This is a genomic window from Williamsia sp. MIQD14, assembly GCF_051025635.1.
Lineage (GTDB): Bacteria > Actinomycetota > Actinomycetes > Mycobacteriales > Mycobacteriaceae > Williamsia_A.
This window is the reverse complement of sequence record NZ_JBPFDG010000003.1, coordinates 140,491-158,728: the sequence shown is the minus strand read 5'-3', so window position 1 is coordinate 158,728 and position 18,238 is coordinate 140,491. Positions and strand designations below refer to the sequence as shown.

At 63.9% G+C, this 18,238-nt stretch carries 14 protein-coding genes, 1 tRNA gene and 1 pseudogene; 4 read left to right on the top strand and 12 right to left on the bottom strand.

Translation table 11 applies throughout. The features are described from left to right. Positions 1–18 precede the first annotated feature (18 nt). Positions 19–333, bottom strand: a complete 315-nt coding sequence (locus ACQ7HM_RS12210; protein ID WP_434216548.1) for a WhiB family transcriptional regulator — start codon at positions 331–333, stop codon at positions 19–21. 217 nt (positions 334–550) lie between these two features. On the opposite strand from ACQ7HM_RS12210, the gene ACQ7HM_RS12205 reads away from it, so the two are divergent. Next, entirely contained in the window at positions 551–3,037 is a 2,487-nt protein-coding gene (locus tag ACQ7HM_RS12205; RefSeq protein WP_434216547.1) for a penicillin-binding protein, read from the top strand. Positions 3,038–3,052: 15 nt separating this feature from the next. Here the strand turns inward: ACQ7HM_RS12205 and ACQ7HM_RS12200 are convergent, their stop codons facing one another. Next, positions 3,053–3,526 (bottom strand): GatB/YqeY domain-containing protein, encoded by a 474-nt coding sequence (locus ACQ7HM_RS12200; RefSeq protein WP_434216546.1) that lies wholly within the window; start codon positions 3,524–3,526, stop codon positions 3,053–3,055. A gap of 82 nt (positions 3,527–3,608) precedes the next feature. On the opposite strand from ACQ7HM_RS12200, the gene ACQ7HM_RS12195 reads away from it, so the two are divergent. Further along, the gene (locus ACQ7HM_RS12195) at positions 3,609–4,607 is read left to right on the top strand and encodes a metallophosphoesterase (protein ID WP_434216545.1); all 999 of its coding nucleotides are present in this window, start codon (positions 3,609–3,611) and stop codon (positions 4,605–4,607) included. 64 nt (positions 4,608–4,671) lie between these two features. Beyond that, a tRNA-Pro gene (locus ACQ7HM_RS12190) sits at positions 4,672–4,745 on the top strand. A gap of 83 nt (positions 4,746–4,828) precedes the next feature. Here the strand turns inward: ACQ7HM_RS12190 and ACQ7HM_RS12185 are convergent. The 3 genes from ACQ7HM_RS12185 to ACQ7HM_RS12175 all read right to left on the bottom strand — a co-directional run bounded on the left by ACQ7HM_RS12185 (position 4,829) and on the right by ACQ7HM_RS12175 (position 8,322). Continuing rightward, on the bottom strand, positions 4,829–6,073 hold the full coding sequence (locus tag ACQ7HM_RS12185) for a tyrosine-type recombinase/integrase (protein WP_434216544.1): 1,245 nt from the start codon (positions 6,071–6,073) through the stop codon (positions 4,829–4,831). Beyond that, positions 6,070–7,620: an AAA family ATPase gene (locus ACQ7HM_RS12180; RefSeq protein ID WP_434216543.1), complete on the bottom strand. Its 1,551-nt coding sequence runs from the start codon at positions 7,618–7,620 to the stop codon at positions 6,070–6,072. Before ACQ7HM_RS12180 ends, ACQ7HM_RS12185 begins: the two co-directional genes overlap by 4 nt. Before the next feature lie 498 nt (positions 7,621–8,118). Then, on the bottom strand, positions 8,119–8,322 hold the full coding sequence (locus ACQ7HM_RS12175) for a helix-turn-helix transcriptional regulator (protein ID WP_434216542.1): 204 nt from the start codon (positions 8,320–8,322) through the stop codon (positions 8,119–8,121). A gap of 111 nt (positions 8,323–8,433) precedes the next feature. On the opposite strand from ACQ7HM_RS12175, the gene ACQ7HM_RS12170 reads away from it, so the two are divergent. Then, positions 8,434–8,967 (top strand): helix-turn-helix domain-containing protein, encoded by a 534-nt coding sequence (locus tag ACQ7HM_RS12170; protein WP_434216541.1) that lies wholly within the window; start codon positions 8,434–8,436, stop codon positions 8,965–8,967. A gap of 565 nt (positions 8,968–9,532) precedes the next feature. On the opposite strand, the gene ACQ7HM_RS12165 is transcribed toward ACQ7HM_RS12170, so the two are convergent. The 7 genes and pseudogenes from ACQ7HM_RS12165 to ACQ7HM_RS12135 form a co-directional block, all read right to left on the bottom strand. After that, the gene (locus tag ACQ7HM_RS12165) at positions 9,533–10,372 is read right to left on the bottom strand and encodes a class I SAM-dependent methyltransferase (RefSeq protein WP_434216540.1); all 840 of its coding nucleotides are present in this window, start codon (positions 10,370–10,372) and stop codon (positions 9,533–9,535) included. Between the two features lie 694 nt (positions 10,373–11,066). Then, a pseudogene (locus ACQ7HM_RS12160) lies at positions 11,067–11,240 on the bottom strand (FAD-binding protein); the annotation flags it as partial. 380 nt (positions 11,241–11,620) lie between these two features. Then, positions 11,621–12,511: an alpha/beta fold hydrolase gene (locus ACQ7HM_RS12155; protein ID WP_434216539.1), complete on the bottom strand. Its 891-nt coding sequence runs from the start codon at positions 12,509–12,511 to the stop codon at positions 11,621–11,623. Beyond that, positions 12,508–14,190, bottom strand: a complete 1,683-nt coding sequence (locus ACQ7HM_RS12150; RefSeq protein WP_434216538.1) for an MFS transporter — start codon at positions 14,188–14,190, stop codon at positions 12,508–12,510. The genes ACQ7HM_RS12155 and ACQ7HM_RS12150 overlap by 4 nt, the downstream gene beginning before the upstream one ends. 304 nt (positions 14,191–14,494) lie before the next feature. Continuing rightward, positions 14,495–15,562, bottom strand: a complete 1,068-nt coding sequence (locus tag ACQ7HM_RS12145; protein ID WP_434216537.1) for a BtrH N-terminal domain-containing protein — start codon at positions 15,560–15,562, stop codon at positions 14,495–14,497. Between the two features lie 69 nt (positions 15,563–15,631). Next, positions 15,632–16,834 (bottom strand): NAD(P)/FAD-dependent oxidoreductase, encoded by a 1,203-nt coding sequence (locus ACQ7HM_RS12140; RefSeq protein WP_434216536.1) that lies wholly within the window; start codon positions 16,832–16,834, stop codon positions 15,632–15,634. Beyond that, positions 16,831–18,219 (bottom strand): cytochrome P450, encoded by a 1,389-nt coding sequence (locus ACQ7HM_RS12135; RefSeq protein ID WP_434216535.1) that lies wholly within the window; start codon positions 18,217–18,219, stop codon positions 16,831–16,833. The genes ACQ7HM_RS12140 and ACQ7HM_RS12135 overlap by 4 nt, the downstream gene beginning before the upstream one ends. Between the last annotated feature and the right edge of the window lie 19 nt (positions 18,220–18,238).

Below are 18,238 nucleotides of genomic sequence, written 5' to 3'. Positions count from 1 at the left end.
AGAGAAGAAAGCTTCAGGTCAGACCGCGTCGGCGTGACGGCGGCGCTGGTTCTCGAAGAACTCGCCCCACGAGGTGACCTCGGGGTGCTGGCGCAGCAGCGCGCGGCGCTGACGCTCGGTCATGCCGCCCCACACACCGAACTCGACACGGTTGTCGAGGGCGTCGGCACCGCATTCGAGCTGCACCGGGCAGTGACGACAGATGGTGGCGGCCTTGCGCTGCGCCGCCCCGCGGACGAAGAGCTCGTCGGGGTTCCCACCCCGACACCTGGCCTGCGATACCCATGCGAGTCGAGCTTCGGTCTCTCCGGTGGTCACTGCCGCGTTCGCCATGGGGAACCCCTGTCCGCTTCTAGAAATCGTTCGCGAGGCAAGCCCCGCCACTTTAGGACTCGAATGTTACGTGAGTCACATTCGGTACATCAATCTAGGTATTAGCGAGACAGACAGTCAAGTCGGGGGGAACCGACACAGTGGGACGCGCGTCCAAGCAGGGGTGTTGTGACGCCGACTCACGGGAGCAGGCCTGTGCACCCCGTATCCTGTGGTCGTGTCCGAAACAACCCGTCGCCCCGAGCGGTCGAAGGCCCTCTGGGTGCTCCTGGGGTGCTGCCTGCTCGCCGGAGTGCTCGTCGCCGCCCTGCTCTTCCCGTTCGCCGGCGGCTTCGGTCTGCTGACCAACAAGGCCGCGACCACGGTCGAGAACTCCTCGTCGGAATTGCTCGACGGCACGGTCCCCGAAGTGACCACGATGACCGATTCGACCGGTCGTCCGATTGCATATCTCTACGATCAGCGCCGCGTGCAGGTCGGCTACGACGACATCTCGCCCGACATGATCCGCGCGATCATCTCCATCGAGGACCGCCGCTTCCTCGAACACGACGGTGTCGACTGGAAGGGCACCATCCGCGCCTTCCTCAAGAACTCGTCGTCGGGTGAGGTGCAGCAGGGCGCGTCGACGCTCGATCAGCAGTACATCAAGAACTACCAACTGCTCGTGCTCGCGCGCACCGAGGCCGATCGCCAGGCCGCGATCGCGACCACCCCCGCGCGCAAGCTCCGCGAGGTCCGCATGGCGTTGACCCTCGAGCAGACGCTGACCGACCAGGCCATGCGCGACAAGAACATCGACGAGGCCGCCGCCAAGCAGGAGGCGAAGAAGGAGATCGTCACCCGCTACCTGAACATTGTGCCGTTCGGCAACGGTGCCTACGGGATCGAGGCGGCGGCGCAGACGTACTTCGGCAAGTCGGCCAAGCAGCTCGACGTCACCGAGTCGGCGATGCTCGCGGGCATGGTGCAGTCGAGTTCGGCGCTCAACCCCTACACCAACGAGTCCGGGGTGACCGACCGTCGCAACACCGTGCTCGACACGATGAAGGAGAACTTCCCCGAGCGCGCAGCGGAATTCGAGGCCGACAAGGCCAAGCCGCTCGGCGTGCTGGCACAGCCGCGGTCGCTGCCGCAGGGCTGTATCTCCTCGGGCGACAACGGGTTCTTCTGCGACTACGCACTGCAGTTCCTCGCCGAGAACGGCATCACCCGCGACGCCGCACTGCGCGGTGGGTACACGATCACCACCACGCTCGACCCCCAGGTGCAGGCCGCGACGAAGGCGTCGGTGCAGGCGGTCGCCTCCCCTGACCTGACCGGTATCGCCAACGTGATGAACGTGATCCGCCCGGGCACCACCTCGCACGACCTGCTGGCCATGACCTCGAGCCGCAACTACGGCCTCGATCAGCGCCGCGACCAGACCGTGCAGCCGCAACCGTTCTCGATGGTCGGTGACGGCGCGGGCTCGGTGTTCAAGATCTTCACCGTCGCCGCGGCGATGGAGAAGGGACTCGGATCGTCGGCGTCGCTCGACGTGCCCAGCACCTACCAGGCCAAGGGGATGGGTTCCTCCGGCGGCGTCAACGGCTGCCCGGTGAACACCTACTGCGTGAAGAACGACGGTCGCTACCCGCGGACCATGTCGATCACGAACGCGCTCGCCCAGTCCCCGAACACCGCGTTCGTGAAGCTGCTCAACGAGGTCGGCGTGCCGTCGGCGGTCGACATGGCCGTCAAGCTCGGCATGCGCTCCTACGCCCAGCCCGGCACGTCGGGACAGGGAGACCTGAGCCTCGCCGACTACACCAAGCAGGGCAACTTCGGCTCGTTCACGTTGGGGCCCAACGCCGTCAACCCGTTGGAGCTCTCCAACGTCGCGGCCACGCTGGCGTCGCACGGCATGTGGTGCCCGCCCAACCCGATCAAGTCGATCACCCAGAAGAAGCGTGATCGCAACGGCAACACGATCATCGGCGCAAACGGACAGCCGGAGATGACGGCGGTCGCGTTCACCCCGCCGGCGTGTGAGCAGGTCGTCGACCGTGGCCTCGCCGACACCCTGGCCAACGCACTGTCGGCCGACGACCGTGGGGGCGGCACCTCGGCCGGCGCGGCGCGCTCGGCCGGCTGGACACTGCCCGTCTCGGGCAAGACCGGCACCACCGAGGCGCACCGCAGCTCGGCGTTCCTCGGGTTCACCAACAACTTCGCCGGCGCCAGCTACATCTACGGCGACACCACCAGCCCCGAGGACATCTGCTCCTCGCCGCTGCGCCAGTGCTTCGGAGGCGACCTGTACGGCGGTTTCGAGCCTGCGCGCACCTGGTACAACGCGATCCTGCCGGTGGCGAACAAGTTCGGGCCGACCGAGCTGCCGCCCACCGACCCGCAGTTCGTGAACGGCAGCGAGCGTGGACGCGTGCCCAACGTCATCGGTCTCACCGCGAGCTCGGCCACCGAGCGTCTGCAGGAGAACGGCTTCAAGGTCGACCAGCAGACCACCACGAGCCCCGAATCGGCAGGCACGGTGACCGGCACCGCACCCACGGGCACGGCCATCCCCGGCAGCACGGTGACGATCTACGTCAGCGACGGTCAGGGACGCGCGGCCACACCGGCGCCCGATCGGGGCCCGCGTCTGCCACCGACCACGATCGAGATCCCGGGTATCGGGCCGATCGTGATCCCGGGAGGCTGACCGGCGGTCGTCCGGTCAGCCGAGCGCGGCGCGGACCGCGGTCGACAGGCGCTTGCCGTCGGCCCCGCCCGCGGCGGCAGACTGCACCTTCTTCATGACCTGACCCATCTGACGCATGGTGGGCGCCTCGCCGGTCTCGGCGGCCACCGCAGCGACGGCGTCGGCGACGAGCGCGTCGATGCCGGCGTCGTCGAGCTGGGTCGGCAGGTAGCGGGAGATGATCTCGGCCTCGGCCCGTTCCTTCGCGGCGAGCTCGCCACGGCCGTTCTCGTCGTAGATCGACGCCGACTCGGCCCGCTTCTTGTTCTCACGCAGCAGCACACCGATGACCTGCTCATCGGTCAGCGAATGCGCCTCGGTGCCCGAGACCTCCTCGGCGCCGATCGCGGCGATGATCATCCGCAATGTCGCCGTGGTGTCGGTGTCGCGGGCCTTCATCGAGGCGGTGAGGTCGGTGCGGAGCTTCTGCTTGAGCGGGGAATCGGTCATGGGGGCCACGGTAATCGCGTTCGATGCCCGACCTCAGGGATTTATCTGGCCACCGGCGCGACACGATCGGTATCCTGGCCGGATGGTAGAGGTCGACATCTCGCGGTTCGGGTCCGGTGCGGCACGGCTCACGTCACTGCAGCAGGGCGCAGCGCTGGCGGCGGGTGCCGCCACCGCAGGCCTGGCGTACGCGACGCTCATCGAGCGCAACGCCTTCGCGCTGCGACATCGCACCCTCAACGTGCTGGAGCCCGGTTCGGGCACTCTGCGCGTGCTGCACATCAGCGACCTGCACATGCTGCCCGGCCAGCGCCTGAAGCAGGCGTGGGTCTCGGAGTTGGAGTCGCTCGAACCCGACCTCGTGATCAACACCGGCGACAACCTGGCCCATCCGCAGGCCGTGCCGTCGGTGATCCAGTCGCTCGGTGGGCTGTTGTCGCGCCCGGGTCTGTTCGTGTTCGGCTCCAACGACTACTTCGGACCCACCCCGAAGAACCCGTTGAAATACTTCAACAAGAACCACACGAAGTCGTTCGGCGAGCCGCTGCCCTGGCAGGACCTCCGTGCGGCGTTCACCGAGCGCGGCTGGCTCGACGCGACCCACACGGTCCGCGAACTCGAGGTCGCCGGTGTCCGTGTGGCCGCAGCCGGCGTCGACGACCCACACCTGAACCGCGACCGGTACGAGACCGTCGCCGGCCGCCCCAACCCGCTGGCGCACCTGCGGCTCGGGCTGACCCACTCCCCCGAGCCTCGCGTGCTCGACAAGTTCGCCGACGACGGCTACGACCTGGTGATGGCCGGGCACACCCACGGCGGGCAACTCTGCGTGCCGTTCTTCGGTGCGCTGGTCACCAACTGCGAACTCGACCGCTCGCGCGTGAAGGGCCCGTCGAGTTGGGGTGCGTCGATGAAGCTGCACGTCAGCGCCGGACTGGGCACCTCCCCGTACGCGCCGTACCGCTTCTGCTGCCGCCCCGAGGCCACGCTGCTCACCCTCACCCCGGTCTCGCACGGCGACGCCGAGTACGACGAGGAGCAGTCGTTGCCGCCCCTGACCGCGGGGATGCGCCAGGGCTGACCAGGCGATTTAACTCGCTTCCCGGCAGACGGTAGGCTGTGGGAGGTTGTCCGCGAGGACGCCACGGGGTGTGGCGCAGCTTGGTAGCGTGCTTCGTTCGGGACGAAGAGGTCGTGGGTTCGAATCCCGCCACCCCGACGTGTTGGTTGAGACACAGAAGAGGCCCTGACCAGGGGAAACCCGGTCGGGGCTTCCTCGTTTCTCGGACTTGTCGTCATGGTCTATTTTCCTCCAGTCCGCACACAGTCCGCAGGAGAAATTCTCAGGGCTTGCAAAGCGGAATCCCGCGCCCTGTCGAGCGCCGCGGCGACCGCCTCTAGATCATCGGGGAACAGGTCTGCATAAGTGTCGAGTGTGAGTGCGGCGGACTTGTGTCCGAGCATGGTCTGGACTGCCTTAACGTTCGCCCCAGCGGAGATCGCGAGCGACGCTGCCGTGTGTCGAAGGTCGTGGGGCGTGACGATGGGAAACTCGGCCGTCAACTCGGCGAGACCCTGCAGCATCTGGGCGCTGCGCAACTCGTTTGCTTGGGCGATGGCGCGATCGACGGCCGGCTTGAAGACCCGGGGCCGCCATGTCGAGACCCGGAGGACTACCGACCCACCTCGGGAGAAGACTTGTTCGTCACGACCCTTGTGTCGGATCATCGCCACGAGCTCGTCGGCAAGGAAGGCGGGGTACGGCACTGACCGACGCTCGTGGTTCTTGGCCGTAGACCACACGAGCTGGCCCCTCACCTCGGCAACAGCCTGGCGAATGTTCAGCCTGCGGCGCGCGAGATCGAAATTCTCGACACGGAGCGCCGCCATCTCGCCCCATCGCAATCCGGTGTACGCCAAGAAACGAACGACGCTAGCGTCGAGATCGGTGGGCATCGCTTCGGCGAGCAGCTCGACCTGCGGATGGTTGAGGTACCCGCGTGCTCGGTGCTCCCGCCGAGGAGCTTTGACGCCATCACAGGGGTTCCGAGGTATCCGCCGGTCATCGAGCGCCATCCGACAGATCATTCGGAACACGCCGAGAGCATTCTCGATCGTCTCCGGGCCGGCGCCGCCCTCCTTCAGCCCGTGAACCCAGGCGCGAACGTGACTCGGTTGGACGTCTTTCACGGCGACGTCTTCCCAATGCGGGCGGACGTAGGCCGACCATGTCACCGCCCGAGTCGCAGCCGTTGTCTGCTTGATGTGCCCCTGAGCCTTCGACCACTGGTCGTAAAGCTCGGCGATCGAGATCTTGCCGGTCTGCGGGGAAACATAGGTGCCGGCCCGAATCGCTGCGGCGATGTCGTCGAGCCACGACTGCGCATCGACTTTCCGTGTGAAGGATTGGGTTCGTTCCTCCCCGGACTCGTCGACGTAGCGAGCAAGCCACCGCCGACCCGCCCCGTCTCGAGACGTGGGTGTGCCATCGGCCTTCCGCCAACGGTCCTCGACACCGGCACGTCTACCCCGTCGCGTTGCCATCATCGTTCCGTCTCATCTGCTGTCGCCGACTCCGCGGCAGCGGATTCGTCCAATGACCAGATCCAGGACGAGTCTTTGCCGAAGCCAACTCTTTTCGTTCGTACACCGGCCTTACGGCGAGCCTTCTTCACGACGTTGTCGATTAAGCCGGCCGCGCGCGTGATCCTGAGGACCTCGGCGGCGGGGGCACTACCGCCGACATCCCGGAGGTACTCGACGATCACGGCCTGGACTTCGTTACGTTCCTCGTGATCGTCGCCGTCGTTTCTGAGAAAATCGCGTGCGTCCTGGTGCGTCTCGCCAAGCCATTCGACCCCACCGATGTCCGTTGGGCCACCGGCCGTCTCGACAGTTCGTGACTCCAGCCGACACTCGAGCGACCGCGTTCGAGGCGCCAGGTTTCCCTTCGTGTTGGTGATGATCAAGTTGCCTGTCTCCGGGTCGTCCGCGAGGGACAGGACGGATCGCGCTACCTGACTCCACGCGATGGACCCCAAGATCAGTTTCCCGCTGTCCGCCCCTTCGCGTTTGCCGAAGTGGACCAGGCCGAGAACGACGACTCCCCTGGCGCTGGCCAGTCTCGCGAGCGGCTCCAAGAACCGACGAACCTGCCGATCGTCGTTCCCTGACAGTTCTGCGGACATGCTCGATGTTGCTGCATCAAGCACGATGAATGTGACGGCGTTAGCACTCACCACCCGGTCCAACGCCGGAACGTCGACAGGGAGGATGAGACTGCCCGAGTCGGTAGTTTCCGTCTCCACGTCGACGAACAAGACTTTCGACAAATCCGCGCCCGCCGCGACCAGCCGCGGGGTCACTGTGTGCTCGCGTGAATCCTCCGAGTGCAGATAGAGCACAGCGTTGCCTGCTTGAGTCTCTCGTGCGGCCCAGTCACAAGCGATGGTGCTCTTGCCTTTTCCTTCACGACCAGCAAGTAGCGTCAGCGACGACTGGGGAATGAGGTCGGGCTCCCACCACTCCAATCGCTGCATCGTCACGTCGCTGCCGCGGATGACGCGAAGTTGACGCCCGGGACGACGCAGTTCGACGAGATCATCGACTTTCAGACCCCCCATGAGGTGGTCCGTGAGGTCTTTGCCTTCAGCCGGCTGGACGAGCTGGACGGACTCTGCAACCACCTCGAGCAGTTCGGCGACGTTCCGCGCGTGCTTCAGCCCTGGCTCATCGTTGTCGGCAACGACCACCACCGGCCGATGAGCCAGCACACCCCAGTCGAAGTGGCGGGCTTTGCCGGCGCCCATCGCACCGCTGACGGCGAAGAGACCGCATGACTCTGCCGTCAGCACGTCCTTTTCTCCTTCGACAACGTAGACCGTCATGGATATATCGTCCGGAAGCCGGTCAGCATGAAACAACGCGCGACCGAGCACGTTCCCGGACTGCCGGAATCGCTTTGTCGGCGAGCGAAAGACGATGCGCCCATCGGGATAGTCGTATCGGGCACCGGCAGGATCGTCGTACAGGTCGGCGAGGGTGAGTCCGACGCCCTGCAAGACGAGGTCCTTGTCGTCCGCATGGCTGTTCATCAACACAGCACCCTCGATCTGCCGAAAGGTGACTGACCGATCGGCCGAACTATGCCCTGGTGCCTGCGCCGATGCAGTTTGATCTGGGCCTTCCACCCAGCGCAGTCCGTTCAGCTCGAATGCGGCACGGCATCGGTCGATGGCGTGATCGGCTGGAGACGGCTGCGGACTGGCCGTCAACGCACCTCCCGTGAGCCGGACCGTGGACGAAGGTTCTTCGTAGCAACAGCCATGAGTTCAAAGAAGTCGACGGGCAAGAGACGATGAACGGTTCCCAACCCTGTGCTGGCGACGAAGACCAGCTCTAGCGTTTCGCCGTCAGTGCTGAGGTGCAGTTCAGTCTCGTCGGGGTCTGGTCCTGCTAGTGGGATCCATGCATGGAAAGGCTGCAACGCGCTATCGTCGAACATGGTCTCGATTCCTTAGGGATGTGGATGGGGACTTCAGCCCCTGGCTTCGGTTGCCGCCGAACCAGGGGCACTCATCTGCGCTGATCGCCTACGCCGCGCCGCCACCGCGCGTCGTTGACGCCTCCTGCGCCGTCAGCCAGCGCTCGATCTCACTCCGTCGGTAGAGCACCCGCGACCCGGCCCGAAACGACGCCGGCCCATCGTTGACGTGCCGCCAGTACCTGAGCGTCGCGGCCGGCAAGAACGGCCAACGCTCGCTGACCTGCTTGGTGGTTAGGAACTCGTCGTTCACGGCGGCCTCCCTCATGAGTGGATTGATGCTGAAATGATTCGCTGAGTCCAGGTTGAATCAAGTTGAGACTGTCAGTTGTAGCTGATGCTGTCAAGCATTAGCGTCACAAATATGAATCAGGACAGTTCAGGCGGCCAGACCTTTGCCGACACGATGCGGACTCAGCGTTTGGCGGCCGGCCTGACCCAGAGGACTCTGTCGCAGAACCTGATTCAGCTCGGTGTCTCGATCGACCAGGCCACGATCGCTCGCATGGAGAGCGGACAACGCGAACCGCGCCTGTCCGAAGCCGTGGCGATTGCGGAATACCTACAGTTCGATCTCCTACAGATCGCTTTCGATCTTCCGAATGTCAGCTACCACGGTGCGCTTCAGAACGGCACGCAGAAGTATTTTGCGGCTCGCGCAGCCATCGATGCCTACTTGCGCTCGGCGGCGGACGCCGCTCGCCAGTACAAGTTGTGGGAGTTGCGGGAGCCCGCTTCCGCCGAAGACGGCGACTTCCTGGAACACGCCCTGTCGTTGCCAGGCACCGAGCAGGTCCACAACGCTGAGGCCGTGGACTGGAAGGGGCTCGATTGGGACTGGTGTGAGCCCTATATTCGCGCCCTGCTGGCGGGACTCGCGCCGAAGAATCCCGCATAGGTGCCATAGGTGCCGACGTATAGCGGGGCATCTATGGCACCAACGGAGCACCTAAGCCCCGGTTTCGTCGGCGGGCGGACCCTTGGGCCTAATGGTTCGACCGCTTCTTGCTGCACGAGCCTTCGACGGCGGCGTGGTGCGATGTCGCCCGATAGAGTCTGAGCCGCAACACTCTCGTCCCCGCGTCCCGCGTGGCGCGTGGCGCGCGGCGCGCGGATGGCTCATCTAACTAAGCCGCGTCGGACTACGACTGCACCGGCCACGTCGAAGATCGGAGACACAGTCGAAAGTTGCGTACCTATATGCGGCAGCTCATTCATAGCGGTCAGCATGACGACAGTGGTCACTGTTCTTCTGGTCGCCGCGCTGCTGGTCCCGCAATCTGTAAAGATTCGAGATCGGCTGCACCGATACCGGCTGTTGGTCACGCGAAGCGAGGACTGGACAAGGACTAGGCAGGTGATGCATCGCAACGTATTCGGCGACATAGCCGTGCCCATTACGCGCACACAATGCTGGGCCGCGTCCGCTACACCCGTGGTAACGCATCGGATGATGTTCGAGATTACTGAGCGACTATCCCCGCCGCGAACATCCAGGTGACGCGGTCTCCAATGGACTCCTCATCGTAGGGAATCTGTCTCCCAACGGTCGGAGCGTACTCAGCGATGGAGAGCGCGTCGCGCACGCTCCATCGATCACCCAACCAGTCAGCCGGAGTCGTCTCGATTACCGATTCGAATGCGTACCCGTTGTTGCCGGTCGCGGCTGACATTGCCTGTGTCTCGGCGTCCAGCAATGCTCCGCGTCCGAAATGAACTGCCAGCAAATGGCTTCCGGACACCGCCAAACTCGTGATTGCGTCGACGATCCTCAGGCTCTCGTCATCCTTCAGGTACATGAAGAGCCCTTCGGCGATGAAGACTGTAGGAGCGTTCACATCGAATCCTGTGGAGACCAGGTCTTCAACCCACGACGGCCCTGTCAGATCAGTTGCAACTCCACGCCATGGAGAGTGGGGGCCCAGGCCCAGTTCCTGCACCTTCAGCGCGACAACATCCGAGCGGTCGATCTCGTAAACAGCAATCCCGGCGTCAAGCCAGCTGAGGCGTACTGCTCTGGTGTCGAGACCAGCCCCGAGCAGGACCACTTGTCTGACGGAACCGTCGGCAAGTAGTTCGCGACAGCGGCAGTCTAAGAAGTGAGTCCGCACGGCGAGGGACACATACACACGTTGGCCGTCGACCTGGTCGAGCGAGATATTTTCGATCCCAAGTCCTGCAGCACGTACCAGGTCGGCGGCGAGCTCGTCCTCGAAGAGCCTGTCAGACCTAGTGGACTCGAGCGCTCTCATCTGAGCCGTGACAACTGCGGTAGTCCCGACACTGGCGATATCGACCGTCATGGCAAACATCTTACGTCGAGTAAGAAGCCGCGGCCGTGGCCTGATGGATTTACCGCGCGGTAAATAACTAGGCCCGTACACCGACAGTGGTCAACTCGCCCCGGTAGGTCCAGCTCTCGGAGTTTGCGGTCCGGTCATACCAGCCCTATGGGTTGGCTAGTACCCAGACGTGTTAGAGCAACGCCGGGCGCGCGCGGCTGGATAGCGGGGGCCGCAGACCAACGCGTGGGAAATCACATGCTGGCCGCTACGCAGTGTCGTCGGGCCTGCAGTAGCTGGACGCCTGCGTGCACCGGATCGCAGTGGCGCATTGCGCCGACGGTGCTGAAGCAGACCCCCGCGCTAGTACGCCGTCAGGCCCGAACACTCGTGACCGTTAGCCGGCGATCAGACGGGGTCGTCCAGGGTTGCGACCTCGCCATACTGGTTGCTGCCATATTGGTGGCGATCGACCATGACAGGGCGTTCCAGGGGCGCCCCTTACGCGACGGTTAACAGGGGCAGCGCAAGTGGGCCTCCGTTTGACGGAGACTGACTGCCCCGCGGTCCCTCGGTTTACCGTCGAGCGCCCTTCCTCGGCCGGTCATAGGTGCCTCATAGATGCCCGCGCACGTCAGCCGGCATCTATGGGCGTCTATGACGGATAGCGCCGCAATACCCTTCATCGCCTTAGGGACGAGACGTGGACTCAGTGTGACTCGATCTCAACGATGGTCTCCCACCCGTCGACGAACTTGATGAGCGGGAAGTCCGGTCGCTCCATGTGTTCCTCGTCGACCACGAGGTAGGCCACCGCACCGGGCTGGCCGAGAAAGAAGCCCGACGTCCGCGAGTGATAGGAGTCCTCGGCGACGAAACGATCACCGTTGGCGTGACGATCAGGCATCGCAGGCCAAACTGTCGACCGCGCGGGCCTTGCCATGTTCGGCGAGATCGCCGCACTCTAGCCACGATTGTCGTGTTCTGATATTGCGCCAAACATTGCCGTTAACAGTCGGTTTCGATGCTGACTGACATACTTGTGCTATCGGCTTCCGTTAAGAGGGGTCTAGCGGACATAGGAACGCGCCTGCTAACCATCTGCGAGCCACGCCGAGACCGCACCACCAAATTACCAGCATCTTTGGTGCGGAGGCGTGCGCCATCGGACCGACGACAAAGGCCGGCCGAGTTGGGGTGCCCGGGAGTCCTGTGTGGGCCGGGTGGGTGGCGTTGAGCCACGAATTGCGATACTGGTTCGGTGCTTGCTCAGAGCTCGCTGCGGCTGAGGAAATCGGTTACTGCGGCGGTGAACGCGTCGTTGTTGTCCCCTGCGATCATGTGGCCGGCGCCGGAGACGTCGACTGTCTCGGCGTGGGGCACCAGCTGCTTGAACTCCTCGACGGTCGCGGCCGAGACCACGTCTGATAGCAGGCCGCGCACGAGAAGTGTTGGTGCGGTTACCCGTCGGGCGCCGTCGATGAGCAGCTGACTGATCGCGTCGAACTGCTCGCGCCCGGTAGTCGGTTCGCCGCGGAGGAACTCGAAGTTGGAGTGCACGAACGCCGGGTCCCATCGCCACACCCACCGGCCGTCGTGACGCTGACGAAGCACTTTGCGTAGACCGTTGTGGCTGCTTGCTCGCTCGCGTGACGGGTTGTAGGCGGCAATCACATCGGCGGCGTCTCCTAGAGTGCCGAACCCGTCTGGATAGGCGGCCATAAAAGAGACGACTCGGCGCGCGCCGTCTATTTCCAACCGCGGAGTGACGTCGACCAGGACAACTGCTCCCCATGAGCTCGCGGGGGCGCTCAGATGTGCACCAAGGATCGTCATTCCCCCAAGCGATGCTCCCACGACTGCGGGAGGCGTGTCAGCGGCGAAATGTTTGCGGATCGCATTGAGGTCGCCAGCAAGTCGTTCAACGTCATACTTTCCGTCTGGATCCCAGTCACTGTCACCGTGTCCGCGGGCGTCGTAGGCAACCACCGTGTACCCGCGACCATTCAGGCGCTGCGCCGAGGCGCTCCACGCGTGGCGATTCTGGCCACCGCCGTGCAGAAGGAGCACCACGGGACTGGAGTCGTCATGGTGGTAGCAGTCCGCGGCCAGCGTGATGTTGTCCTCGGTCTGAACCCGTTGATGTGCAACGCGGCTCATGAGGCGCTCCTATCGAGGCGGGAGGGCACCCATGTCAACCTCGGGTGCCGCCGTCGACACCTATTGCGTGAACGCTGCGACCGGGGAGATACATTGATGCGCTTATTGGGTCCCGCATCGTCGAGGCCAATGAGGGCGACACTTTCGTCCCCAATATCATTGGTGTGCAGACCTATTCGCCACACTCGCTGTGGTCGTCGCCTTCCGGGCGCCCATAGTGCGATCGCGAGTGCGCTGATTGCCGTGATGACCGTCAGCGCCAGCGCAGCTTGGCTCGTGCCGTGTACGAATGCCTCGCGGGCAATTTCGGCGATCGGCTGCCCAGACGGGCCGGATCTGTCGACAGCTTGCAGTGCGGCGGCCAATGAATCAGCCACCGGCTCGCGCACGGGGGGCGGAACCATGGGCAACACGGGTTGCAGGTGGTCGGTGTAACTCGCGGCCAGCACACTGCCGGCGACCGCAATGCCAACCGCGGCACCGACTTCGCGGGCTGCGTCGTTGACCGCGGCTGCGATGCCCTGGTTGTCAGAGGAAACCGCGCTGGTTATTGCCGTCGTGGCCGGGGCTGTGCACATTCCGAGTCCTGTACCCATGAGTAGAAGCGGCCACAGGAAGTCCGTGTAGGTTGCTCCCACCTGCAGCCTGCTGGTGAGGTAGAGCCCGGCGGCGATAACGACCAAACCACTCGCCATGACCAGACGCAGCCCTGCCCTGTCCGACAGCCATGGTGCGAAAACCGAGATCGAGACCAGCGGAATGGCGATCGGCGCCAAGGCCAATGCCGACTGCAGCGGTTGATAATTCAATACCAGCTGCAGGTACTGCACCAGTAGCAGGAACACCCCAAACATCACCAAGAACTGGACTGCGATCGATAAGGTTCCGCTGCCAAAACCCCGGTGTGCAAACAAACGCAGCTGAAGTAGCGGATGCCGTCGCCGTAGCTCCACGATCACGAAGATCAGTAGCGCAGCCAGCCCCGTCCCCGCCAATCCGAGCACCGACGGGTCCGTCCATCCATGACCCGGGGCCTCGTTGAGCGCGACGACGATCGGGCCGATCGCCGCCACGATGAGTACCGATCCCACCACGTCCATAGGCGGATGCGATTCATCGCGGGACTCTGAAAGGGTGCACGCAGCGAGGAGGAGTAGCACCCCAGCTACGGTCAGTCCAACGAAGATCGACAGCCATGACCACTGCTGCAGCAGTAGCCCGGAACCCAAAATGCCCATCACTGCACCTGATCCCGCGATGCCGGCCCAAATTCCTACGGCGCGGCCGCGGAGACGTTCCGGGAAACTCGTTGTGAGCATGGACAGTGTGGAGGGCATCACGAACGCCGCGCCTACTCCGGCGAGTGTCCGCGCCACGATCAGCCAGAACGGATCCTGCGCAAACAACGGAATCACCGAGGCTGCAGAAAAGACGGACAGCCCTCCCATCAGAACCGCCCGGCGGCCGTATCGATCACCCAGTGCGCCAGCAGGAAGGACTAGGCACGCAAGCGCCAGCGTGTAGCCGTCTGCCACCCAGGTCAGCTGACTTTGCGTCGCCCCCGTCGCTGCCGCGATGTCGGGAAGCGAGGTGTACAACGCTGCCATTGACCCGATGACTAGCGCCACCGCAAGACATGACACCACCAACGTCCATTTCTGTGCTCGCGACAACACCATCCTCCCCGGGGATGTGGAATCCGAAGAACGCAGAGAATCGGCCGGTGTGGCCGTCGGCGGTCTCGGATGAACCGAAACCTCCCGGTCACCCCCCGACTGCGTCACCAGCTACCTCGCGGTCGCGCGATGCTGTGTGTGCCGCCGCTTGTCAACGGCAATACCCAGAAGCCGACGGTGTTCGCGTCACCTCGTCCAGTTCCGACGGCCGGTCGAATGCTTTTGCTTTGCAATCGATTTCTCCTATCCGAGAGTTTGCAGACGGTCCGCGGGGATCACGGACGTCTTGCGTGCAGACGGTGAGCCATCAGCGACTTATAGCCGTCAGCGAGTATGCAGCCGTCTCGAGGGCCTCGACCAAGTTCAGCTCCAGTTGCGGTAGGCGGCTGGCCGCAACAGCTACGTTCTCCGCGCGGGCTCGCGCATCGGTCTCACGTTGGGTTCCCGCACGAGCAGCGTCGGTCCACGCCTGCGCACAATCCTCGGCGGCAATGGCCAGCTCTGCAGTTGCAGCGTCACCGGTCAGCCGCGCTATATCGCCGCAGCCTTCAGCGAGCAGACGGCGAAACAGTCCACCGCCTGTGCCTGCCTTCTCGATGAATGCACGCAAACTAAACAGAAAGACCTCGAGCTCGTCGACGGGGAGATCGACCCAGGTCCGAACATCGGCCGCGAGTTGCGAAGCCGCAGCCAGGCCTTCGGTTCCTGCCGCCGTTGCCATCACACCGACGATTCCAGGTTGGGATGGCCGACGCATACTGCCGGCGGATTGCCGAAACGCGTCCGCCGCAATGCGCGCCAGGTCCGGCAGCTCATCCGGCCACGTAATGCGATAGGTGCAGTGTCGAGTCGGCTCCGGGAACGCCGTCGATGACCGAGCACGTGCCAGTGCGTCGAGCGGTACCTCCTGCACCTCCGCCCGGTCGTTGTCTACGACGAAAGCTACTCCCTGGGCGTCGTCGTATCCGATTACCACGATGTCGTGGCGGCTCATCTGCAACTGGACTCGTAGGTATGGCAATTCGGCAATGTCACCCCACACAAGACTGGGGCGGCCGGCGTCGATCTCGTCAACTACCCACGACCATCCCTCGGCGGGACTGTCTGTAGTCAGAACCTCGACCTGGCCACCGAGACGGCGAGGAAGATCAATTTCGAAGTCAGAGTTCCGTCCCACCAGATACAGCGGCGGAGTCAAGTTCTTCGATCGGACGTAAGACAGTCCCAGCGCACCACCAAGCGAGAACACCAAACCCTCATCAGGCGGCCCGTCCCACCCCAGACCATGCCAATGCATCAGATCCCGCATCGCGCCCGACCCGCAATGACCTCCCATCCGGTGGGGGTAGTCCTGGATCAGCGTTTCGCGGGTCATGCGCGGTCCTTCTCGGCTTAACGGGGCGGGCGGTGGATTCGTCTGGGACTGCGGCCGACGCCACCATCCTCAGGCAGATCTGGCGAGCTGAAGTTCAGTCCGGTCCACGGCGAGGTGCTGGGTGATGGTCCGCTTACTGAACATGAAGTCACGCGGTCGCTTGATGCAGTCGGCTGCGATGAGCTCTCCAGCCCGGAGGTAGAAGCAGCTGAAGTCGCGGTCCCGCGTCGGATCGCCGCTGAGAACAACCTCGTCGTACCCGGTGTTGAGACCGGCGATCTGCAACTTGAGATCGTATTGATCCGACCAAAACCACGGAAGCGCTGTTATCTGTTTGGGTTTCTCGCAGATGGTTGCCGCGGCTACCTTGGCCTGCTCGCCCGCGCTCGGTACCGACTCCAAACGTATGCGGCGGCCGTAGCGGGCCATGTCGTGACTTGCACAATCCCCGGCGGCGAGGATGTCCGGGTCGCTGGTGCGGGCCTGATCGTCGATCACGACACCGTTGTCGATGTGCAGGCCAGCGGCTGAAGCGAGGTCGGTGTTCGGCTCGACGCCGATGCCCACGATGACGACGTCAGCCGGGATTGATTCGCCGTTGGCCAGAACCACTTCACGGATTCGTTCGTCGCCAACCAGCGCCTCGACTGCAGCGCCTGTGCGGATGGTGACACCTTCCGCGCGATGAATCCGGTCGAAGAACGCCGACACTTCGGGAGCGGTGACTCGTTCGAGGACGCGAGCGGCGGCTTCGAGGACGGTGACCTCGAGACCCAGCGCGCGCAACGACGCCGCTGTTTCCAGTCCGATGTAGCCACCGCCCACGATCACCACTCGTACCCCGGGACTGGCGTCGCCACGGATCATGTTCACGTCGGTGGCCGTCCGCAAATAGTGGACCCCGGCCAGGTCAGCCCCCGGAATCGAAAGCCGCCTAGGTCGGGCTCCGGTGCACAGCGCGAGCTTGTCGTAGCTCAGTGTGTCCCCGGTGCTCATGACGACGTGGTTCGCAGCTCGGTCAATCGACTGGACCGTCGCGTCCACGAGCTGAATTCGTTGTTTGGCATAGAAGTCGGCGCTTCGAATCGCGAGTTCGTCGACGCCGCACTTGTCGGCCAGGTAGGCCTTCGACAGCGGCGGGCGTTGGTAGGGCAACAGCGACTCATCGCCGATGAGGACGATCTCTCCGGTCCACCCCTCCTGGCGTACGCCGGCGGCGAGTTGGGCCCCGGCATGGCTGGCGCCGACTATGACGGCCCGCGGCGATGTCACGTGTCGGACTTGGGGGTGAGGCGGACCATCATTTTGCTTATCCCCCGCACGAAGTTGGACTGCACGTACTCGGGTTCGCCGACGACCTCGATGTTCTCGAAGCGGGGAAGCAGTTCCTCCCAGAGGATCCGCAGCTGCATCTCGGCCAGTCGGTTACCCATGCAGCGGTGCACGCCGAATCCGAACGAGATGTGGTTACGAGCGTTGGCGCGATCGATGACGAAATCGTCGGGCCGATCGAAGACGCGTTCGTCTCGGTTGCCTGAGGCGTACCACATCACCACCTTGTCGCCCTTGCGGATGAACTGGCCGTTGAGCACGGTGTCGGCCTTGGCGATGCGGCGCATGTAGGCCAAGGGGGTCTGCCACCGGATGATCTCCGAGTTCATTTTTGCGATCAGGTCGGGGTTTGCCTTCAGCTTCTCGAACTGGTCGGGGAACTGGTTCAACGCGAGAACGCCGCCGCTCATCGAGTTCCGGGTTGTGTCGTTGCCTCCGACGATCAGCAGCACCAGATTCCCCAGGAATTCCATCGGGCGGTCGATGAGGTCTTTGGTGTCTTCGTTGGCTTGCAGCATGGTGATCAGGTCGAAGCCGGGTTCTTCGCCGTCGGCCGTGCGTGCCGCTTTGTCCCGCCAGAGCTCGCTGAGGCCTCGCGCCATGTCGCGCATCCCACGAAACACCTCGTCGTTGTCCGATGGCCCACCGTTGGCCTGCTCCATCGAGGTGGCGAGGTCTGACCAGTACACGAGCTTGCGGCGCTGCTCGTACGGGAAGTCCAGAAGGGTGGCGAGCATCCGGGCGGTCAGTTCGACCGACACGTTCTGCACCCAGTCGAACGGTTCGTTGAGCGGTAGGTCGTCCAACACCTCCTGGACGCGTGATCGAATCAGCCCCTCCATCTCACGGAGATTCTTGGGTGCGACGACGCCCTGGACTGCGGCCCGCTGCTTGTCGTGGCGGGGCGGGTCCATCGCGATGAACATCTCGAGGTCGAGGAAGCGTGGCGGAACCCCGATGACGATCAATGGCTCGGCGGAGAACACCTCGTGGTTCTTGTCCACGGCCACGATGTCGGCGTGGCGCGTGACCGACCAGAATGGACCAAAAGGGCTGTTGGGTTGGTAGTGAACCGGGGCTTCGTTGCGTACGCGCTCGAAGTAGGACTGCCAGCGGCCTTGCCGGTAGAGAAACGGGTTACTGAGATCGATGTCGGCGAGTTTTACGTCCTCGACAGGCGGGATGGGGCGCTCGGTGAAGATTTTTTGACCGTTCGTTCTGGTCACCCACCGACGGGTCTTGTCGTAGAGGTGTGCGCCCTGGATTTGTCGCTCGACCGGGATGGCTGACTGAACCTTGTCGGTGATTGTCTCGGTGATGTTCATCGCGTAAACCTGTCTCTCG